Source organism: Rhodococcus sp. YH3-3 (assembly GCF_001653035.1).
GTDB classification, from domain to species: domain Bacteria; phylum Actinomycetota; class Actinomycetes; order Mycobacteriales; family Mycobacteriaceae; genus Rhodococcus_F; species Rhodococcus_F qingshengii.
The window spans coordinates 974,290-992,336 of record NZ_BCWH01000001.1; the positions used below are offsets into that span (position 1 = coordinate 974,290).

11 protein-coding genes, 2 rRNA genes and 1 pseudogene (1 of these 14 running past the window's edge) are annotated in these 18,047 nt (G+C 61.8%); 8 read left to right on the plus strand and 6 right to left on the minus strand.

Annotated elements, in window-relative coordinates; all coding sequences use genetic code 11:
• Positions 1 to 1,161: ribosomal RNA gene (locus YH3_RS04610) — 23S ribosomal RNA — on the plus strand (it extends 1,973 nt beyond the left edge of the window).
• A 151-nt stretch (positions 1,162 to 1,312) separates the two neighbouring features.
• Positions 1,313 to 1,429: ribosomal RNA gene (gene rrf / locus YH3_RS04615) — 5S ribosomal RNA — on the plus strand.
• Between the two features lie 281 nt (positions 1,430 to 1,710).
• Here the strand turns inward: rrf and YH3_RS04620 are convergent.
• A complete protein-coding gene (locus YH3_RS04620) occupies positions 1,711 to 3,105 on the minus strand; it encodes a PLP-dependent aminotransferase family protein (RefSeq protein WP_082920530.1) in 1,395 nt (464 codons plus the stop codon).
• Between the two features lie 47 nt (positions 3,106 to 3,152).
• Here YH3_RS04620 and YH3_RS04625 point away from each other — a divergent pair, with 47 nt between their 5' ends.
• The 4 genes from YH3_RS04625 to YH3_RS04640 all read left to right on the plus strand — a co-directional run bounded on the left by YH3_RS04625 (position 3,153) and on the right by YH3_RS04640 (position 7,389).
• Positions 3,153 to 3,611, plus strand: coding sequence for a carboxymuconolactone decarboxylase family protein (locus YH3_RS04625; RefSeq protein ID WP_007727180.1), 459 nt, complete (start codon positions 3,153 to 3,155; stop codon positions 3,609 to 3,611).
• 620 nt (positions 3,612 to 4,231) lie between these two features.
• Positions 4,232 to 5,686, plus strand: coding sequence for a hypothetical protein (locus tag YH3_RS04630; RefSeq protein ID WP_238592519.1), 1,455 nt, complete (start codon positions 4,232 to 4,234; stop codon positions 5,684 to 5,686).
• A gap of 129 nt (positions 5,687 to 5,815) precedes the next feature.
• Positions 5,816 to 6,514 carry a class F sortase gene (locus YH3_RS04635; protein ID WP_042922789.1) on the plus strand — a complete coding sequence of 233 codons (699 nt, stop codon included), beginning with the start codon at positions 5,816 to 5,818 and terminating at the stop codon, positions 6,512 to 6,514.
• A gap of 77 nt (positions 6,515 to 6,591) precedes the next feature.
• Positions 6,592 to 7,389 carry an SDR family NAD(P)-dependent oxidoreductase gene (locus YH3_RS04640; RefSeq protein ID WP_064443042.1) on the plus strand — a complete coding sequence of 266 codons (798 nt, stop codon included), beginning with the start codon at positions 6,592 to 6,594 and terminating at the stop codon, positions 7,387 to 7,389.
• A gap of 14 nt (positions 7,390 to 7,403) precedes the next feature.
• Here YH3_RS04640 and YH3_RS04645 read toward each other — a convergent pair whose 3' ends face one another.
• Positions 7,404 to 8,525, minus strand: coding sequence for a GGDEF domain-containing protein (locus YH3_RS04645; protein WP_064443043.1), 1,122 nt, complete (start codon positions 8,523 to 8,525; stop codon positions 7,404 to 7,406).
• Between the two features lie 175 nt (positions 8,526 to 8,700).
• On the opposite strand from YH3_RS04645, the gene YH3_RS04650 reads away from it, so the two are divergent.
• Both YH3_RS04650 and YH3_RS04655 read left to right on the plus strand, forming a co-directional pair.
• Entirely contained in the window at positions 8,701 to 9,345 is a 645-nt protein-coding gene (locus YH3_RS04650; RefSeq protein WP_007727164.1) for a GntR family transcriptional regulator, read from the plus strand.
• Positions 9,345 to 10,619: an MFS transporter gene (locus YH3_RS04655; protein WP_052959811.1), complete on the plus strand. Its 1,275-nt coding sequence runs from the start codon at positions 9,345 to 9,347 to the stop codon at positions 10,617 to 10,619. Before YH3_RS04650 ends, YH3_RS04655 begins: the two co-directional genes overlap by 1 nt.
• Positions 10,620 to 10,664: 45 nt before the next feature.
• Here the strand turns inward: YH3_RS04655 and YH3_RS04660 are convergent, their stop codons facing one another.
• From YH3_RS04660 to YH3_RS04675, 4 genes and pseudogenes are all read right to left on the minus strand, one after another.
• Entirely contained in the window at positions 10,665 to 12,236 is a 1,572-nt protein-coding gene (locus tag YH3_RS04660; RefSeq protein ID WP_003941083.1) for a flotillin family protein, read from the minus strand.
• An 11-nt stretch (positions 12,237 to 12,247) separates the two neighbouring features.
• Positions 12,248 to 12,763, minus strand: coding sequence for a DUF1449 family protein (locus YH3_RS04665; protein ID WP_064443044.1), 516 nt, complete (start codon positions 12,761 to 12,763; stop codon positions 12,248 to 12,250).
• Between the two features lie 148 nt (positions 12,764 to 12,911).
• The gene (locus tag YH3_RS04670; protein ID WP_050655931.1) at positions 12,912 to 14,213 is read right to left on the minus strand and encodes a M1 family metallopeptidase; all 1,302 of its coding nucleotides are present in this window, start codon (positions 14,211 to 14,213) and stop codon (positions 12,912 to 12,914) included.
• Between the two features lie 11 nt (positions 14,214 to 14,224).
• A pseudogene (locus YH3_RS04675) lies at positions 14,225 to 17,970 on the minus strand (Pls/PosA family non-ribosomal peptide synthetase).
• Between the last annotated feature and the right edge of the window lie 77 nt (positions 17,971 to 18,047).

Below are 18,047 nucleotides of genomic sequence, written 5' to 3' on the forward strand. Positions count from 1 at the left end.
GTGGGGCCGCAGAGACCAGTGAGAAGCGACTGTTTACTAAAAACACAGGTCCGTGCGAAGTCGTAAGACGATGTATACGGACTGACGCCTGCCCGGTGCTGGAAGGTTAAGAGGACCGGTTAGTTCCTTCGGGAGCGAAGCTGAGAATTTAAGCCCCAGTAAACGGCGGTGGTAACTATAACCATCCTAAGGTAGCGAAATTCCTTGTCGGGTAAGTTCCGACCTGCACGAATGGCGTAACGACTTCTCAGCTGTCTCAACCGTAGACTCGGCGAAATTGCATTACGAGTAAAGATGCTCGTTACGCGCGGCAGGACGAAAAGACCCCGGGACCTTCACTACAGCTTGGTATTGGTGTTCGGTTCGGTTTGTGTAGGATAGGTGGGAGACTGTGAAACGGTGACGCCAGTTATCGTGGAGTCGTTGTTGAAATACCACTCTGATCGAATTGGACCTCTAACCTCGGACCATGATCTGGTTCAGGGACAGTGCCTGGTGGGTAGTTTAACTGGGGCGGTTGCCTCCCAAAATGTAACGGAGGCGCCCAAAGGTTCCCTCAGCCTGGTTGGCAATCAGGTGTCGAGTGCAAGTGCACAAGGGAGCTTGACTGTGAGACTGACAGGTCGAGCAGGGACGAAAGTCGGGACTAGTGATCCGGCACCGGCAAGTGGAAGCGGTGTCGCTCAACGGATAAAAGGTACCCCGGGGATAACAGGCTGATCTTCCCCAAGAGTCCATATCGACGGGATGGTTTGGCACCTCGATGTCGGCTCGTCGCATCCTGGGGCTGGAGTAGGTCCCAAGGGTTGGGCTGTTCGCCCATTAAAGCGGCACGCGAGCTGGGTTTAGAACGTCGTGAGACAGTTCGGTCTCTATCCGCCGCGCGCGTTAGAAACTTGAGGAAGGCTGTCCCTAGTACGAGAGGACCGGGACGGACGAACCTCTGGTGTGCCAGTTGTTCCGCCAGGAGCACCGCTGGTTAGCTACGTTCGGAAGGGATAACCGCTGAAAGCATCTAAGCGGGAAGCCTGTTCCAAGATGAGGTTTCTCACCCCCTCGAGGGGGTAAGGCCCCCGGCAGACCACCGGGTTGATAGGCCAGAACTGGAAGTGCAGTAATGCATGCAGGTGACTGGTACTAATAGGCCGAGGACTTACCACAAAGAAGCTACGCGTCCACTGTGCGGTATCTGAAACAACACACAGATACTGATGAGAACATGTTTTCTCCATCCCCCAACACCAGAAACTGGTGTTGACGGGTGGTGAAACCAGGTGATCAGAAGAAGGTTACTGTGACAGTTTCATAGAGTTACGGCGGTCATAGCGAAGGGGAAACGCCCGGTCCCATTCCGAACCCGGAAGCTAAGCCCTTCAGCGCCGATGGTACTGCACTCGACAGGGTGTGGGAGAGTAGGACACCGCCGAACACACATTAGAGAAGCCCCCCAACCAGTGATGGTTGGGGGGCTTTCTCGTACCCAAAACACCCCCGACTTCGAGCGAACGGTACGTTCGTCGCCTCAGATCGACCGAACGTACCGTTCGCACCATCAGGGGCGGGAGCACAGCCGACTCACCACCCCGTCCGGGATCGAGTGAACGACACGCTCACCCTCTTGGACGAGGGGAACGGTACGTTCACACCATCAGGGCAGGGCAGGGCAGGGCAGGGCAGGGCAGGTGAGCGGCTGGGCAGGGCCGGCAGGCGTTATCGCAGAGCTGCCTGCAGCACCTCGCAGAGCACGTCCAGCGTCCTCGAGTACTGCGACTGCGTCGGCGTGCTGTAGCCGACGGCGATGCCGTCACCGCCGACTGACGACACGTCGGGATGTCGGAAGATCGACAGCCCTTCGAGCCCGAGGTCGCGCGCCTGGGCCGCTGCAAGAACAGATTGTTCGGTGCCGGAGGGCAGACGGATCACAGCGTGAAGTCCCGCGGAGATCCCCTCGACCCTGACCTGGGGTACTTGCTGCGCAAGTGTCGCAACCAGTTGATCGCGTCGTCGTCGGTACGAGGTGCGCATCTTTCGAATATGGCTGTCGAATCTTCCGGATTCGATGAAGTCCGCCAAGGTCAATTGATCCGTTGAACTTACCCAGCGTTCGTAGGGTCCCTTTGTTGCGAGGACAGGTTCGATCAGCCTGTCCGGCAACACCATCCATCCGATGCGAATTGCCGGCGACAGTGTCTTGCTGACAGTGCCCAGGTACGCAACGTGCTGCGGTGCGATTCCTTGGAGTGCACCGACAGGTTTTCTGTCGTAACGGAATTCGCCGTCGTAGTCGTCCTCGATGATGACGCCGCCCGTAGTCGTGGCCCATTCGAGAGCGGTCGCGCGCCTCGCCGGTGTGAGGGGACCGCCGAGAGGGAACTGATGGGTCGGCGTCAGCAGAACACTTTCAGCAGATGTAGACGCCAATTCGTCTGTGCAAGTGCCTGATTCGTCAACCGATATGGGAACTGTCAGCAGCCCTTCGTCGGCGAGCAACTGCCGGTGCAGGTGAAGGCAGAAAGCGTCGACCGCAATCGTTCCTCCGAGTGCGCGGGCAAGGAGGGAGATCCCGTGACCCGAGCTGGCACTGATCACAATGCAGTTCGGATCGACGCGAACGCCTCTGGTGCGGCTCAGGTATGTGGTGAGGGCGTTTCGGAGTTCGACTCGGCCTCTGGGATCAGTAGTCGCGAACGCGTCGGTCGGCGCGGTGGTCAAAGCACGTCTGGCGGACGAAATCCATGCAGCGCGGGGAAACGCCGACGCGTCGGGCGATCCAGGGAGAAGGCTGTAGGTCCAGCGTCGTCGAGTCGGTGATGGCTCGACCTCGCGGGTGTGTGTGCTGGCGAGCGTGGCGACCAGGGTCCCGGAACCAGGCCGTGTGACAAGCCACCCAGCTGCGGCGAGTTCGGCATAGCAGTCCGCAACGGTGTTTCGGGCAACTCCGAGGTCGAGCGCGAGGGTGCGGGAAGGTGGGAGTCTGGTGCCGGGCTTCAGCAGTCCACTGTCGATCGCGTCGCGAAGGGTCTGAAGCAGTGCAGCGCGAACCCCGATTCCCTGTGGCAGCTCGATATGTAGATCGAACCCAAGATTGGCCCACGAATTCACCACCGGATTGAACCATGTTTCCGGGTCTTTCCGGGATTACCGTTTGAGTTATGACTACAGCAACAGGACAAAGACTGGATATCGCAAAGCTGGCGCCCGAGGTCTACAAGGCGATGATTGCGTTGGATGCCGCTGCACGCAAGGGGCTGGAGCCGACGCTCGTCGAGCTGGTCCTCACGCGTGCGTCGCAGCTGAATCATTGCGCATGGTGCCTGGACATGCACACTCGCGACGCACGAAAGGTCGGCGTGACGGAGCAGAAGCTCTACCTACTGAACGCGTGGGAAGAAGCGCGAGGGATGTACTCCGATCGTGAACGTGCCGCGCTCGCCTTGACCGAGGCCGTGACAGTCCTCACCGACGGTTTCGTTCCGGACGAGGTGTACAGCGAGGCTGCCGGCGAATTCTCGGACGTGGAACTGGCTCAGCTCATCAGCGTCATTTTGACGATCAATGCGTGGAATCGCATTGCGGTTACCACGAGGAAGGCGCCTCCGGTCCGAGACTGATCCTAGGCTCGTGCTCCGCTCTCCGGCAGGGCAGGGTTCCGCCGTCGGAGATCTGGGTAATCGACGCAAAGAGGACCAAAAGATTGGTTCAGGGTGTGAACAAAACCAACAGATTCTTTGAATGTGAGGCAAATCACATAATGTGAGTGGAGATTGTTCTGGGTCATCTACAAGTTGCCCGAATCCCGACAAAGCAGTCTCGGTCGGAAGTTTCCGGCGAAGGGGTCCGCATAGCGGGCCCCTTCTTTTGCGCGCGAGCTGAAAACGCCCCTTCCTGTGAGTTTCCCCAGAATGCCCAAGTTACCGACTGGCTAGCGTTGGCGAAATGTCGGGAACGTCGCGGTTGGATGAGCAGATTTTGGGGGGATCGCGATTGTTGTGCGGTTGGACAAAGGTTCAGTCACCTTCATGGCTAACTCGTCATCCGAATGTCCAAGCTGCGCCCTGAGTGCTCGACGATTGGGTGATCTTTCTTGAAACATGCACTACATTGCCATTCAGTAACTGGCTGATTGCCATAAGTGATCGGCTGATCCTCTCGGAAGTGAGCGCTGGGTGGCGTGGTATTGGGAATCCAGGCAACCGTCCCGCTACCGAAATGTCTTGAAAGGGAAGCTTTGATGACTGTGTCTGGTTCACGGCGTAGGCCGCTTGTTCTCCGGCTCTCGCTAACTGCAGCTATTGCCGTAACGGTGGCCGGTAGTAGCGTCGCTTTTGCTTCGCCAGCTGTGTCCGCGCCGATGCCGGTGCGAACCGCGGCCGCTCCGGCGTTCACCGCCGGGTTGTGTGAGGGCACCGAGTACACGCCCTCGGAGCAGATGCTCGACATCTCCGGCATTCGGCTGGATCACTACAACGACGGCAACATCGTGCCGATGTACGGCACCACCGATCGGGGTACCTCGGCCGCGGTGGATGCTCCGGTCTGCGGTGTCCGCGACGTCGACGGAATTGCGAAGTCGGAATGGATGTACTGCACGGACTTCGATCTCGATCCGTGTGCCGGTGTCGACGAGAACGGTTTGCCGGTTGACAAGCACAACGACGAGATGGGTGCGACGGTGCCGTCTTCGGGCAATCCCGATCTGTCAGCCGACGATCTCGCTGTCATCAGTTGGTTGCTGCAGAATCCCGCCAAACTCGACGGTGTCGTTTCGGGAAATAGCAGCGAGGATGCACGTTCGGCGCGGCAGACGCTTGTGTGGTGTGTCTCGGACTACGACAATCCGCTGATGGCCGATTTCAAAAGCCTGTGCGACAGGAACATCGGAGACGACGAGCGAGCTCGCATCGTCGAGATCATGAACGTCACGCAGACGCTCGACCTCGTTCGCAAGACACCCGCGACGGGGACTCTGAAGGCCGGCGAGACTGCCGTTTTCACCCTGAATACGAATATGTACCGGAAGCCGATCACTGTTCAGTCCTCGGCGGGCACCGAACTGACCGTCTGTGGTGACAACGCCAAGGCGACGTTGTCTGCAAACCAACTGACGGTCGACGGCCGCGGCGACGCACCGACTGCTGTTGATCTTTGCCTCACCGCTGCGGCCGGCGGGGACTACTCGGTGACTGCAAGCGTCATTCCGGATTCGGTCGAGAACCTGCACTGGAACACGGCAGGCGCACAGTGCCAGATCTTCGCGTCGTTCGACACCGTTCGGCCGGCTTCGATGAATGCATCTGCCAGCGTCGGATATGTAGCAGCACCCACGACGACACCGGCAACGAGCACGCCGGCAACAACGACACCGGCAACGACCACACCGGCCACCACGACGCCTGCAACCCCGGTCGTTCCGATCGTGCCGATTGTTCCGATCGTGCCCATCGTGCCGATTGTGCCGGTCGTGCCTGTAGTTCCGGGTGCACCTGTTCCGTCGCAGCCGGTTGCAACTCCCGCAACTCCGGCGCCGTCGGCTCCGAAGCCGGCCACTGGCCCCCGCCCGGTTGCCATCGACGGTGGTGCTGCTGAACAGAATTCAGGCCGCAACGTCGCCGTCGCAGTGACGGGCCTCGGGCTTGTCGGAATGGCTGCTGCCGGAGCAGTTGCTCTCCGCCGCAAGCGATCCTGACACCAGGCACGTGTAGTAGACGTCGGCACCGATCACGATTCGTGTGATCGGTGCCGACATTGATCAGACGCAGGGGGCGTCAATTCGCACGAGGTGCCGGGGGCGCCTCATCCCGCAGGAGACAGTTCGATGACCATGTACGAGTCGGATCCCAATCCATCCAATCCATACGACGATCCCAACCACGATCAGCCCGCGAGTCCAGGCAAAGGGCGTCGTGTCGCGTTCATTCTGGCTCTCATCGCGGTGTTGGTCGCCGGTGCTTCCATGGCCTTCGTCGGCCTGCGATCCTCCGATGACGATGCTGCGATCCCGCCGAGTCCGGGAGTTGTCATGTCGCACTCCGTGAATCCGGCAACGCCTACGGATGCGTTGATGACTCCCAACACCCTTTCGCTCGACCCGGTCGGTGTTCAGGCGCCGATCGTGGACGCCACCGTGCCGGAAGGAGTTCTCACTCCGCCGGAGAACGTCAAGAACGTCGGAATCTGGCTCGACGGTGCATCTCTCGATTCCGCCACCGGCACGACCTTGATTGCCGGACACGTCAATCTGACCGGCCAGGGTAATGGCGCGCTGTTCGACCTGGGCACGATCGAGCCGGGTGAAGTGATCCGTACATCCGACGCGACGGGTAAGAGCACGTCGTGGAAGGTGACTGCGGTGACGACGCGCCCGAAGGCCGATGGTGTGGAAGAAAGCGTGCTGGCCGGCCCGGAGGGCCCTCGTAAGTTGGCAGTCGTAACCTGCGGCGGCGAACTGCAATTCGAGGACGGTGTGGGCAACTACGCCGACAACGTCTACCTGTACGCGGATCTGATGGTCTGAGACACAGGAATGATTCCGACGGTCCCCGATCCCTCTTCGTAGAGATCGGGGACCGCCTGTTGGATAGTGTCGCAGGTATGGATCTTCACTTGTCTGGAAAGCGTGCGATCGTTGCCGGTGGTAGCAAGGGGATCGGTCTGGCAATCGCCAGAGGTCTGGCCGCTGAAGGGGTCGACATCGCGATACTCGCGCGCACTGAGCGAACCGTCGTAAGCGTTGCACGAGATTTGGTTTCGGAGTTCGGAATTCGTGCGATCGGAGTCGTGACGGATACGCGAGACGACGAAGCGGTTCAGGCGTCGGTGCGGCAAGTGGTAATGGAGTTCGGCGGTGTCGACATTCTGGTCAATTCGGCAGCGACGCCGTTCAGCGCCGGAAAGCCGACGGATTTCGAGGCGACCACCGACGACGTCGTGCGAGACGAAGTCGAAGTGAAAGTGCTGGGGTACCTGCGAACTGCGCGCGCTGTGGCGCCGTATCTGATCGATCAGGGTTGGGGTCGGATCATCAACATCAGCGGTTTGGGTGCCAGACAGGCAACCTCGATCGCCCACACGATCCGCAACGTCAGTGTGTCTGCGCTGACCAAGAATCTTGCAGACGAGCTGGGCCCCAAGGGAATCAACGTCACCGTCGTCCATCCGGGCGTGACGCGGACCGAGAGGTTGACCGCGCGGATTGCGCGCGAGTCGGAAGAATCCGGCCGCTCGCAGGCGGAGGTGGAGCGGGGTATCGCGACGAACTCGATACATCGGATCATCGATGCCGAAGAAGTAGCCGACGTCGTGACCTTCCTGGCATCGCCGCGAAGCATCGCGATCACCGGTGACGCAGTGGCAGCGGGTGGAGGAGTGCCAGGGCCGGTCTACTACTGAAATTGTGCGTACTGCTACCTGCCGGCGGTGGTGACGATCGTGTGAACGCGTCCGCCGCCGAGTCTCTTGCTTTCGTACATCGCCGAATCGGCGACTTTCTGCATGTCCGTGAACGCTGCTGCGCGGTCTTCTCCGGCGACGAATTTGTGGGTACGCACGGCGATTCCGATGCTCGAAGTCGACGGTATCTCGTCGGAATTCGAGTGCATTGCCGGTCCGATCGAGTTGAGGATCGGTCCGATGGCTGGCACGGAAAGTCTTTGAACGAGGATGAATTCGTCGCCGCCGACCCGCGCGACGACAGCATCAGCGTGTGCCCAGGCGGATAACCGCTGCGATACCCGGAGAATGATGCGATCGCCGACGTCGTGGCCGTGCACGTCGTTGATCGTCTTGAACCGGTCGATGTCGATCGCGATCACGAGTAGTGCCGCAGATTCTTGACGCTGGAACCCCTCGAGTACCTTCTCGACGTGGCGGTCGAGGCCACGACGGTTCAAGAGGCCGGTGAGAGGATCGAGGTCGGAACTGGAAGCATCCATGCTGAGCATCGTCAGCACGATCTGCGAGATGAATGCGCAGACCACCAACGCGGTGATGACGACCAGTACTTTCGAAACACCAAGGGCTGGATCGCGATCCGGCCCGAACAGAATTGGCTGCGCAGCCACCGCGATCACAAGAAGCGAAAAAGCTATGTGCGCGATCTGCAACTTCGGGTTGTGGAAGTAGGCGATGTAGATGCCGACCAGAGCAAAAATGACACAGGTGAGCAATCGTGCGAGCTGGGAGGAATCTCCAACGACGGAGATCGTGACCGCGATGTCGCAGAAGACCACGAAACCGAACGAGCGACGCTTTGTGGGGCCGAAGACCCACCATGAGACTCCGACTACGAAGCACGAGATCACGACAACAGTATTGAAGAACAGCGCAATCGTGCTTGTCGGACCGGCAGGGCTGAATCTGTTCAGTAGTGCGCACACTCCCAGTCCGATGACAATGATGCCAAGTAATAGCCGGGTGGCGGTCGTGAGGCCGTTGTCGCGGAGATAGCGAGTGAAGCGGTCGTATTGATCGGGAAGAATCAACCACTCGCGGGTCAGCGTCCTCATTGACTTCATCTGCGATGTCATGAGTGCATCAGTCCTCGAAGGCTGGAGCGTGCGCCATTCATCGCGAACTGATTCCTCTTCTGTCTGGCACCTTGCAATGCTAACTGGATCGATGCCGCATCGGACCGAGATGTTCGGATCGGCGACCCGGATGTCTGCGTTGCGCCAGCGTGGAGTATAAATACATCTTGTGTCTATGTTGTATTCCGCTTCCGAAACCGTCTTCCGCGAAGTCAAGGAGCTGATCCTTTCCGGCGAGCTCGCCGGCGGGGAGCTGATCAGTGAGGGTGACATCGCTGCACGGACCAATGTGAGCCGAACGCCGGTGCGTGAGGCGTTTCTGCGTCTCGAGTCGGAAGGTTGGATGCGCCTCTATCCGAAGAAGGGAGCGCTGATCGTCCCGGTCGCGGATGGGGAAGCGGAACACGTAGTCAGTGCCAGACAGCTCGTCGAGACTCAGAGCGTTCGAGTCGTGTCGGTCCGACCGCACGCACGGGAAGCGCTTGTCGCAGCGTTGCGCGCGAATCTGATCGAGCAACGTGAGATTGCTGATCGCGGGGACGTGGCCGCGTTCAGCGCAATCGATGCAGACTTCCACAAGATGATCGTTGCCGCCGGCGGGAACCCTTTGCTCGACTCGTTCTACGCGAGTCTGCGCGACAGGCAACGACGGATGACAGCCCGGTCGATCTCACGCGACCCCGGCCAACTCTCGCGCATCCTTGCCGATCACACCGCGCTTACCGACCTCGTCGACACAGGCGATGCCGACGGATACAACACTGCCGTCCTCACACACATGCGCCAGGTCCACGGCCTCGGCTTCGAAGGAACTCTGTGATGAGCACCCAAACGATCGGCGCTGGGACCGCGGCCGAAACTCGTCTCGAGGGTGAACGCCTCTCCGGCGGAAAGTGGCTGTGGCTGACCGTTGCCGCCAGTATGTTCGCCGCTGCCTGGGGCGGAAACGAATTCACCCCACTGCTGGTGATGTACCGACTCGACCACGGCTATTCGCCGGTGATGGTCGATTTCTTCCTCTTCGCCTACGTCGTCGGAATTGTGCCGGCCCTGCTGCTCGGCGGCCCGCTGTCCGATCGATTGGGTCGACGCCCGATCATGCTCCCCGCGCCGATCATCGCGATCGCCGGTTCGACGCTGCTCGCTTTCGGGGCGGACTCCGCCGCTGCTCTCATCCTGGGAAGAATCCTCTGTGGCATCGCCTTGGGGATCGGTATGGCCGTCGGCGGCTCCTGGGTCAAGGAGTTGTCCACGCAACCTTGGGATCCGACGGCGTCGGAAGGCGCAGGTGCTCGGCGAGCAGCGATGAGTCTGACCGCGGGCTTCGCCTTGGGAGCGGGTGCTGCGGGAATCTTGGCGCAGTGGGCGCCCATGCCGAGTGTGTTGGCGTACGTGCTGCACATCGCGATCACCGTCCTCGCCGCCATGGCGCTGTGGCGTGCGCCCGAAACACGACCGGCACAGGCGAAATCCGACCGTCGCAGGTTGATCGACGATCTCAAGATCCCCTCGGCAGGTCACCGCAGATTCCTCTACGTCGTTGTTCCGTTGGCGCCGTGGGTGTTCGGTGCCGCCAGTGTCGCGTATGCAGTTATTCCGGCGCTCATGACCGGGCACAGTGGCGATGCGCCCGTGGCCTTTTCGGCTCTGCTGTGCATGGTCGCGCTGACATGCGGATTCGCGATTCAGTCGTTGGGGCGCAAAATCGACACCGACCGCAGTGCTCGTGGCGCCGTTGTGGCTCTGGTGTTTCTGGTGGTCGGTATGGCCGGTGCTGCTCTGGTTGCGTCGACGCTGACCGTGGCGATCGCGATCGTGGCTGCAGCGATCCTCGGTTGCGGGTACGGCATGGCACTGGTGTCCGGGTTGCTGGAGATCCAGCGAATCGCGGGGCCGGACGATCTGGCAGGATTGACCGCGGTGTTCTACTCGATCACCTACATCGGGTTCGCGGTGCCTGCGTTGCTGGCGATGCTGTCGGAAAGCATTCCGGCACTGAGCTACACGGTGACTCTGCTGTTCGGATCAGCCGCCGCCGCTGCCTGCTTGATTCTGATTCTCTTCAAGTCGCGTTCACATCTTCCGAGCGCGTGAAGCCGGCCCGCCGACTCCTGCGAGAGTCGGCGGACCGGGGCGAAATCACGCGTCCACGGTTGCGGAACCGTTTTCCGAACTGTGGACCGAATTGTGTACCGAACCAGCCGGAACCGATGCGGTCTTGTTCAGGCCGTTGAGCAAACCGGTGATATCGACGCCTGAGCTTTCGAGAGTTTCGATGACACCGGCAATCACCTGGGGACTGATGCCCAGGATCGAGCCGATCGAACCCTGCGCCCCGTCGCTGCCGCCGACGATGGAGATCCGATCGATGTCGCCGACCGGCTTCGCTGCTGCTGCGGTGGCGTCGACCAGTGCTGCCAGAACGTCAGGCAGAGTGAGCAACTGCGCGGCCTGCGGGGTGTAGGAATTGAGCGCCTCGGCGATCTGACGCTTACCGGCAGCTTCGGCTTCGAGCTTGGCGCGCAAACCATCCGCTTCGGCCTGCTGTTCGGCGCGAACGGCGTCGGCCGCTACCTTGCGGCCGTCAGCTTCGGCTTCCAGACGTGCTCGAAGGCCGTCGGCATCAGCCTGCTGCTCGGAGCGAACAGCGTCGGCGACGAGCTTTCGTGCATCGGCCTGAGCGCCGCCGGCCTGCCTTGCTGACTCGGCCTGTGCCTGGGCGCGGAGGATCGCGGCCTGTCGCTCACCCTCTGCGCGTGCGATGGAGGCTTGGCGTTCGGCCTCGGCCGGTGCAATGACATCTGCCTGCAATGCCGCTTCCGATTGCTGGGCGCGACGACGCTCGACCTCGGTGCGAGCTTCGACGCGGGCCGCCTCGGCCTGCTCACGTGCGATGCCGACGGCCTTCTCGGCCGTTGCCTGCGCGAGTGGTCCGGCCTGGTCGGCTTCGGCGTTCTCGGCTTCGGTCTGTGCTCGAAGGCGAGCGAGTTCGACGTCGCGCTTCTGATTTGCACTCGCGATCGCAGTGTCGGCCTCGGCCTGTGCGACGGAGCCTGCCTGTCGCGCCTTTGCCGACTGGATCTGCGAATCACGCTCTGCTTCAGCAGTTCCGATCGCGGCATCACGTTTGACCTCGGCGATGCGGCGCTGACCGAGCGATTCGAGGTAGCCGTTGAAGTCGGAGATTCCCGCGATCTTGATGACATCGACTTCCATGCCGATGCGTGCGAGGTCGCCGCCTGCCTCCTCGACCACGCTGCGTGCGAGCGAATCGCGGTTGGAGTTCAGATCCTCGACCGTCATGGTTGCGGTGATTCCGCGCAGGCTGCCGGCGAGGATTTCGTTGATCTGCTGCTGGAGTTCGTCCAGGTCGGAGGTCAGGAATCGTTGCACCGCTGTCTGAACCGCTTCGTCGGCGGAACCGATTCGTACCAGGCCGACTGCCTCGACGTTGACCGGAACACCGTCGTTGGAGAGCGCATTCTTGAGATTGATGCTGACGTTGAACGGCTCGAGCGACATGATGTCGACGCGTTCGATTCCCGGAATCTTGAACCGGGCTCCGCCGCGGACGACTTTCGGCTTGCCTCGTCCGGTGAAGACCGCCACTTCGTTCGGCGGGACCTTGACGTAGTTCTTCACGTAGATCGCGGGGAGAACGATGAAGATGATTACTGCGACTACAACCGCAATGATGATGATTGGCAGCATGTATCGAGTCCTTAGATCGCGTCGTCAACCGTGACGACGTGAAGGTATTGATCGTCTACATCGGCGATGTAGACGGTGGTGCCGGTGGTGAGCGCCATCGGCTGTGCACTGACGGCCTTGGCCTGCACGCGATTGCCTTCGGCGTCGACGAACGAGACTTCTCCCCAACCTTCGGCTGCAATGGTGAGGGTGACCGTGCCCAACAGCCCGGAGTACGAAGCTCGTCCGATGTGCGAATTATCTTGTTGCTTAATGAGATAGGGGAGAAGTAGGCCGCGCGTGACGACAACGAGAACGGCGGCGAGTGCGAGTGCTGCAATCGCCGCTACCAATGTCGGAGCGTCCGCGAGAGTGGCAGCTACGCCGCCGGCGCCGAAGCCGAAAAGTGCTGTGGCCAAGGTTGTCAGGCTCAGAAATGGCAGCCCGTCTGCGTGGCCGCCGCCCAGATCTGCAACCTCGCCGACGGCAAAGGCTCCGATCAGGGCGACGACCCCGATTACGAAACATATTGTGAATACAACGAACATCGATCCCCCGATCTACCTGTCGAGGAAGCGTGCCCTGAGAATTGTGTTGTCGGGGTCGTCCCTCGGCCCACCTCTATAGTAAAGGTAAGACAAAGCTAATCGGCGCATTCGGAATGTTTCGGCGTGGTGATATCGCGGTGAGAGAGCGTCAGAGACGAGGCAGAGAGCGCTGATTCAGCCATGCATCCCACAGTGGGCGCAATGGAGTGTCGGTGAAACGTGAAGCGAGATCGGTGAATTGCTCGGTACTGACCGTGCTGTGCCGATGCTTCGTGGTCCACTGACGGATCAGTTCGAAGAACTTCTCGTCTCCGAGAACGCCGCGCAGGGCGTGCAGAGTCAATGCGCCCCGCTTGTAGATTCGATCGTCGAACATCAGGGCAGGACCGGGATTGGCGACGATCAAGTCCTGAGATTTACGCCCGAGCCCTTGATAGGCGTTTGTCGCGAGTTGGTTCGAGGACGGGCCACCGGAATTCTCGGACCAGATCCACTCCGCGTAACAGGCAAAGCCTTCGTGCAGCCAGATGTCGCACCACTGCCCGAGAGTGAGGCTGTTGCCGAACCATTGATGGGCAAGCTCGTGTGCGACAAGACGTTCGGAACCGCGCCTGCCTGTGCAATGGTTGGCTCCGAAGATCGAGAGTCCCTGCGCTTCGATGGGGATTTCGAGTTCGTCGTCGGTGACCACAGCGGTGTAGTCGGCAAAGGGATACGGGCCGAACAGCTTTCCGAAGACCTCCAGCATCTGGGGTTGGCGCCCGAAGTCGACGTCGAACGCTGCGCGCAGCCGAGGTGGGTGAACGGCGAAGACCGGTACCGGCCCGGCGCTCACTTGTCGGTGCTCGTACTGACCGATCTGAATGGTTGCCAGGTAGGTTGCCATCGGTTCGGTCTGCTCGTAGACCCACGTCGTCTGACTCGCACGGGTCTGCTTGCGGATCAGCTTGCCGTTGGCGAGGGCATAGAACGGGGAATCGGTGGTGATCGAGATGCGGTACGACGCTTTGGAAATCGGATGGTCGTCGCACGGGAACCAGGACGCCGCGCCGTTGGGCTGACTTGCGACCAAAGTTCCTTCGTCGAGTTCCTCCCATCCGACTTCGCCCCACAGGCTCTTGATCGGCTCGGGGTTGCCGCTGTACGCGATGGTGACCGACAGGGCACCGCCCGCGGGGATCTTGGTAGACGGCGTGAGGATCAGCTTGTTGTTCAAGTGCGCGTACTTGGTGCCGCGGGCACCGTTGACGGACACCTTGGACACCTGCAGGTTCTGCGCGAGGTCGAAGCTGAACTTGGATCGGCTCTCGGTGGTGACAGCGGTGATGACAGCTTTGCCGGCGAGACGGTTGCTGAAGACCTTGTACGTCAGTTCCAGTTCGTACCGGGACACGCGGTACCCGCGGTTGCCGTTGAGCGGCAGGTACGGATCGATCGGCTCCTCGAGCATTCGGTTCGGCTTCACGACGCCACCCACGGTGCAATCGGGTTGCCCTGCCAGCGGGTGGAGGGCGGAACGGTGTCACCTCGCATCACCAGAGATGCAGGCCCTACCGTCGCTCCCGCGCCGATGCCGGCTGCGGGTAGCGCGACACAGTGCGGTCCCAGCGTTGCTCCTGCTCCCAAAGTGACGGTGTCCATGGACATGATCCGATCATGGAAGAGATGAGTTTGCACGACGCACCCCCGTTCCACTGTCGCTCCGTCGCCCAAAGTCACAAGATCTGCCTCGGGTAGCCAGTACGACTCACACCAAACGCCCTTACCGATCTTGGCCCCGAGTCCACGCAAGAAGATGTTCAGTACGGCAGTACCAGTCGCCGCGCGAGCGAACCACGGCGCCGCGACGGTCTCGACGAAGGCGTCGGCTACCTCGTTTCGCCAGACGAACGAACTCCACAGCGGATGCTCGACCTTGGCGATGCGTCCGACGACGATCCACTTGGCGGCGATGGTGATCGCGCCCGCCACTGCTCCGGCGACGAGCAGAATTACGCCGCTCAGCAGAGCCGCGAACCAGAATCCGACTGCGCCGACCAGTGCTTCGAGTGCAAACAGAACACCGAGACCGATGCCGAACGTGACCATGACGGGGATCAGTCGGCAGGTTTCGACCACTCCGCGGGCGATCTTGAGGCGCATGGGCGGATTGAACGTGCGGGCGGCGTCGGTGTCCCCGGCAGCCCTTCTCAGACGTACCGGTGGACTACCCAGCCACGATGATCCGGACTTGGCCTTGGACGGGGTGGCCGACAGAACCGCCACGAGACCGTTCTTGGGGACGCGTCGACCGGGGGCGGTCATACCGGAGTTGCCGAGGAACGCACGCTTGCCGATCTTGGCCTGTTCGATGTGCATCCAGCCGCCGCCGAGGCCGTAGCTCGCAACCATGGTGTCGTCGGCGAGGAATGCGCCGTCGGCGACCGTCGTGAACTTGGGAAGGAGGAGCACGGTGGATGCTTCGACGTTCTTGCCGATCTTGGCGCCGAGGAGGCGGAGCCATCCCGGCGTCAGCAGGCTCGCGTAGAGCGGGAAGAGGAAGGTTCTGGCCGAGTCGAGCAGGCGTTCGGTCGCCCACACCTGCCAGCCGATGCGGCTGCGGACAGGGTGGTAGCCGGGGGTCAGCCCGATCGAGAGAAGACGAACGGCCACAAGGGTGACGACTGCGAAGACGAGCAAACTCAGGATGGTCGCGACGGGAAGCATGATCAGCGATTGGAGCACTGCACTCGCGAGCGTGTCGGTGTCGCGAATCCACCAACCGATCAATGCGATCCCGGCCATCAGCGCGAAGATCGGCATACCGGCCAGGAAGACCGAGGTGACACCGTATACCGGCACCCAGCCGGGTGCACGCTTCGGATGTTCGGCAGGCCAAGGATGATTCGCTTTCCCGACCTTGGTGGCGGGGGAGCCGGCCCACTGCTGGTTTGCCTTCACTCGGCCGAACACCGCAGATCCGGGTTCGACGACGGCGTCGCGACCGATACGCGCGCCGGGCAGAAGCGTCGAGCGTGAACCGACGGAGGCGCCGTCACCGATCTTGATCTCGCCGATGTGAATGACGTCGCCGTCGATCCAGTGGCCGGAGAGGTCGACTTCGGGTTCGACGGAGCAGCCGTCACCGAGTTCGAGCATGCCGGTGATGGGAGGAAGTGTGTGGAGATCGACGCCGCTGCCGATGTCGGCGCCGAGGGCGCGGGCGTAGTAGAGCATCCACGGTGCGCCCGAAAGGTTGGCTGCGCCACTGGCTTCGGTGAGTCGGAGCGCTATCCACAGACGCAGGTGTTCACTACCACCTCGCGGGTACGTTCCTGGCTCCAACTTGCGTAGGAGCAGGCGCGCCCCGACGACGGCGATGGTCATACGGCCGATCGGCGTGATGAACACGATGAACGCCAACAGGATCCACCACCACGAGACCGTGGGCGCCCAGCTGACGTCGACGAACCAGCCGAGGACGTTGTTCGCGATCGCCAGCCACGTCACCCACTGCAGTCCGGTGAGCGTCGTGAGCGGAACGGTGACGGCGATCTGCGCGAGCTGAGTCTTCAAGGGTGTCGGAGCGACGATGCGCGGCTCCACAGTTTCGGTGGGTGCCAATTCGTCGAGATATTCGGCGAGCGATCCCAACCGTGGGTGGTCGTAGAGCTGTGCGACGGTCACTTCGGGGAACCGCTCGCGCAGGGCGGTTACCAGCTGAGCCGCAGAGAGGGATCCGCCGCCCACTTCGAAGAAGTCGTCGTCGAGTCCGGTGATCTGCGCGCCCAGGATCGAACCCCACAGACCGGCAACCCAGGCAGCGGTGCCGTCGAGGCCCAACGCGGCCCCGGCATCTTCACCGGCGCCGGGCAACGGCCACGGCAGCGCATTGCGGTCGACCTTGCCTGACGTACGCGTCGGAAGTTCGTCCATCAACGCCAGACGCGGCACGAGGGCCGCTGGTAGTTGCTCGCTGAGCAGCGCATGAGCGGCCTTGAGATCGAAGTCGGGATCCGTGCTGGCGATGTATCCGACGAGGAGCTGGTTGCCGGCTGCCGTCTTCTTCACGGCTGCGGCAGCGCCGCTCACACCCGGCAGGTTCTGCAAGGCGTTGTCGACCTCACCGAGTTCGATGCGCCTGCCGCCGAGCTTGACCTGATCGTCCGCGCGGCCCTGGAACATCAGGCCGGTGGTCTCGAGCCGGACCAGGTCGCCGCTTCGGTAGGCGCGTTCCCACCCGAGAGAGGGCATCGACGCGTACTTCTCGGCGTCCTTCGCGGGATCGAGGTAACGGGCGAGGCCGACGCCGCCGATCACCAGCTCGCCTACCTCACCGACCGCGACGGGATTGCTCTGGGCGTCGACGACGGCAAGGTCCCAGCCGTCGAGGGGGAGGCCGATGCTGACGGGGCTCTTGCCGTCCATCAGTGCGCCGCAGGCGACGACGGTTGCCTCGGTGGGGCCGTAAGTGTTCCAGACCTCGCGGCCCTCGACGGCCAGGCGCTCTGCCAGTTCGGGTGGGCAGGCTTCGCCGCCGAAGATCAGGAGTCGAACGGCTTCGAGGGCCTCGGCCGGCCACAGACGTCGAATGCCACGGACAGCCCCGCGAGGACGCGGTCACCAGGCCCGATGGGCTCGTCCTGGAGGAACATGCGCGCCTCGGCGTCGACGAACGCCGCGGCATTGAGGTGAGTGACCGCGACGCCTTTGGGGGTGCCGGTGGATCCTGAGGTGAAGATGATCCAGGCGTCGTCCTCGGGTTCGGGTTCGCGAACCGGTGGATGTTCGAGCCGCTTCGGCGCCGTCCCCGGCTGGATTCCGTCGCCGGTGATGATTGCCGCTACCTGCGCCTCGCCGAACACCAACTCGGCGCGCTCTTCCGGATCGTCGGCGTCGACGGGAACGTAGGCGGCGCCCGCCGCGAGGATCGACAGGATCGCGACGTACAGCGAACGCGAACCTGACGGCATCCTGATTCCGACGCGGTCACCTGCGCCGACGCCGGCATCACCGAGCCAGCGCGCACCGAGCTCGATCTCGTCGAGCAACTCCGAGTACGACAGTGTGGTGTCGCCGTCGTCGATGGCAGGTGCTTCCGGGTTGGCCTCGGCTGAGGCCCGCACGATGTCGATGAGCGTGCGCGGCGCAGGTGCATGCGCCGACCGTAGGAATACGGACGGAATCCCGAAAGATTGTTCCGTCTCCGACTGCGACTGGAGTGGCAAACCCGTTGGTCCTGTTCTACTCACGAAACTTAGAGTCCTGCGAACTGTCGAGTTGAAAGTCTCATGACAAGTTTGCG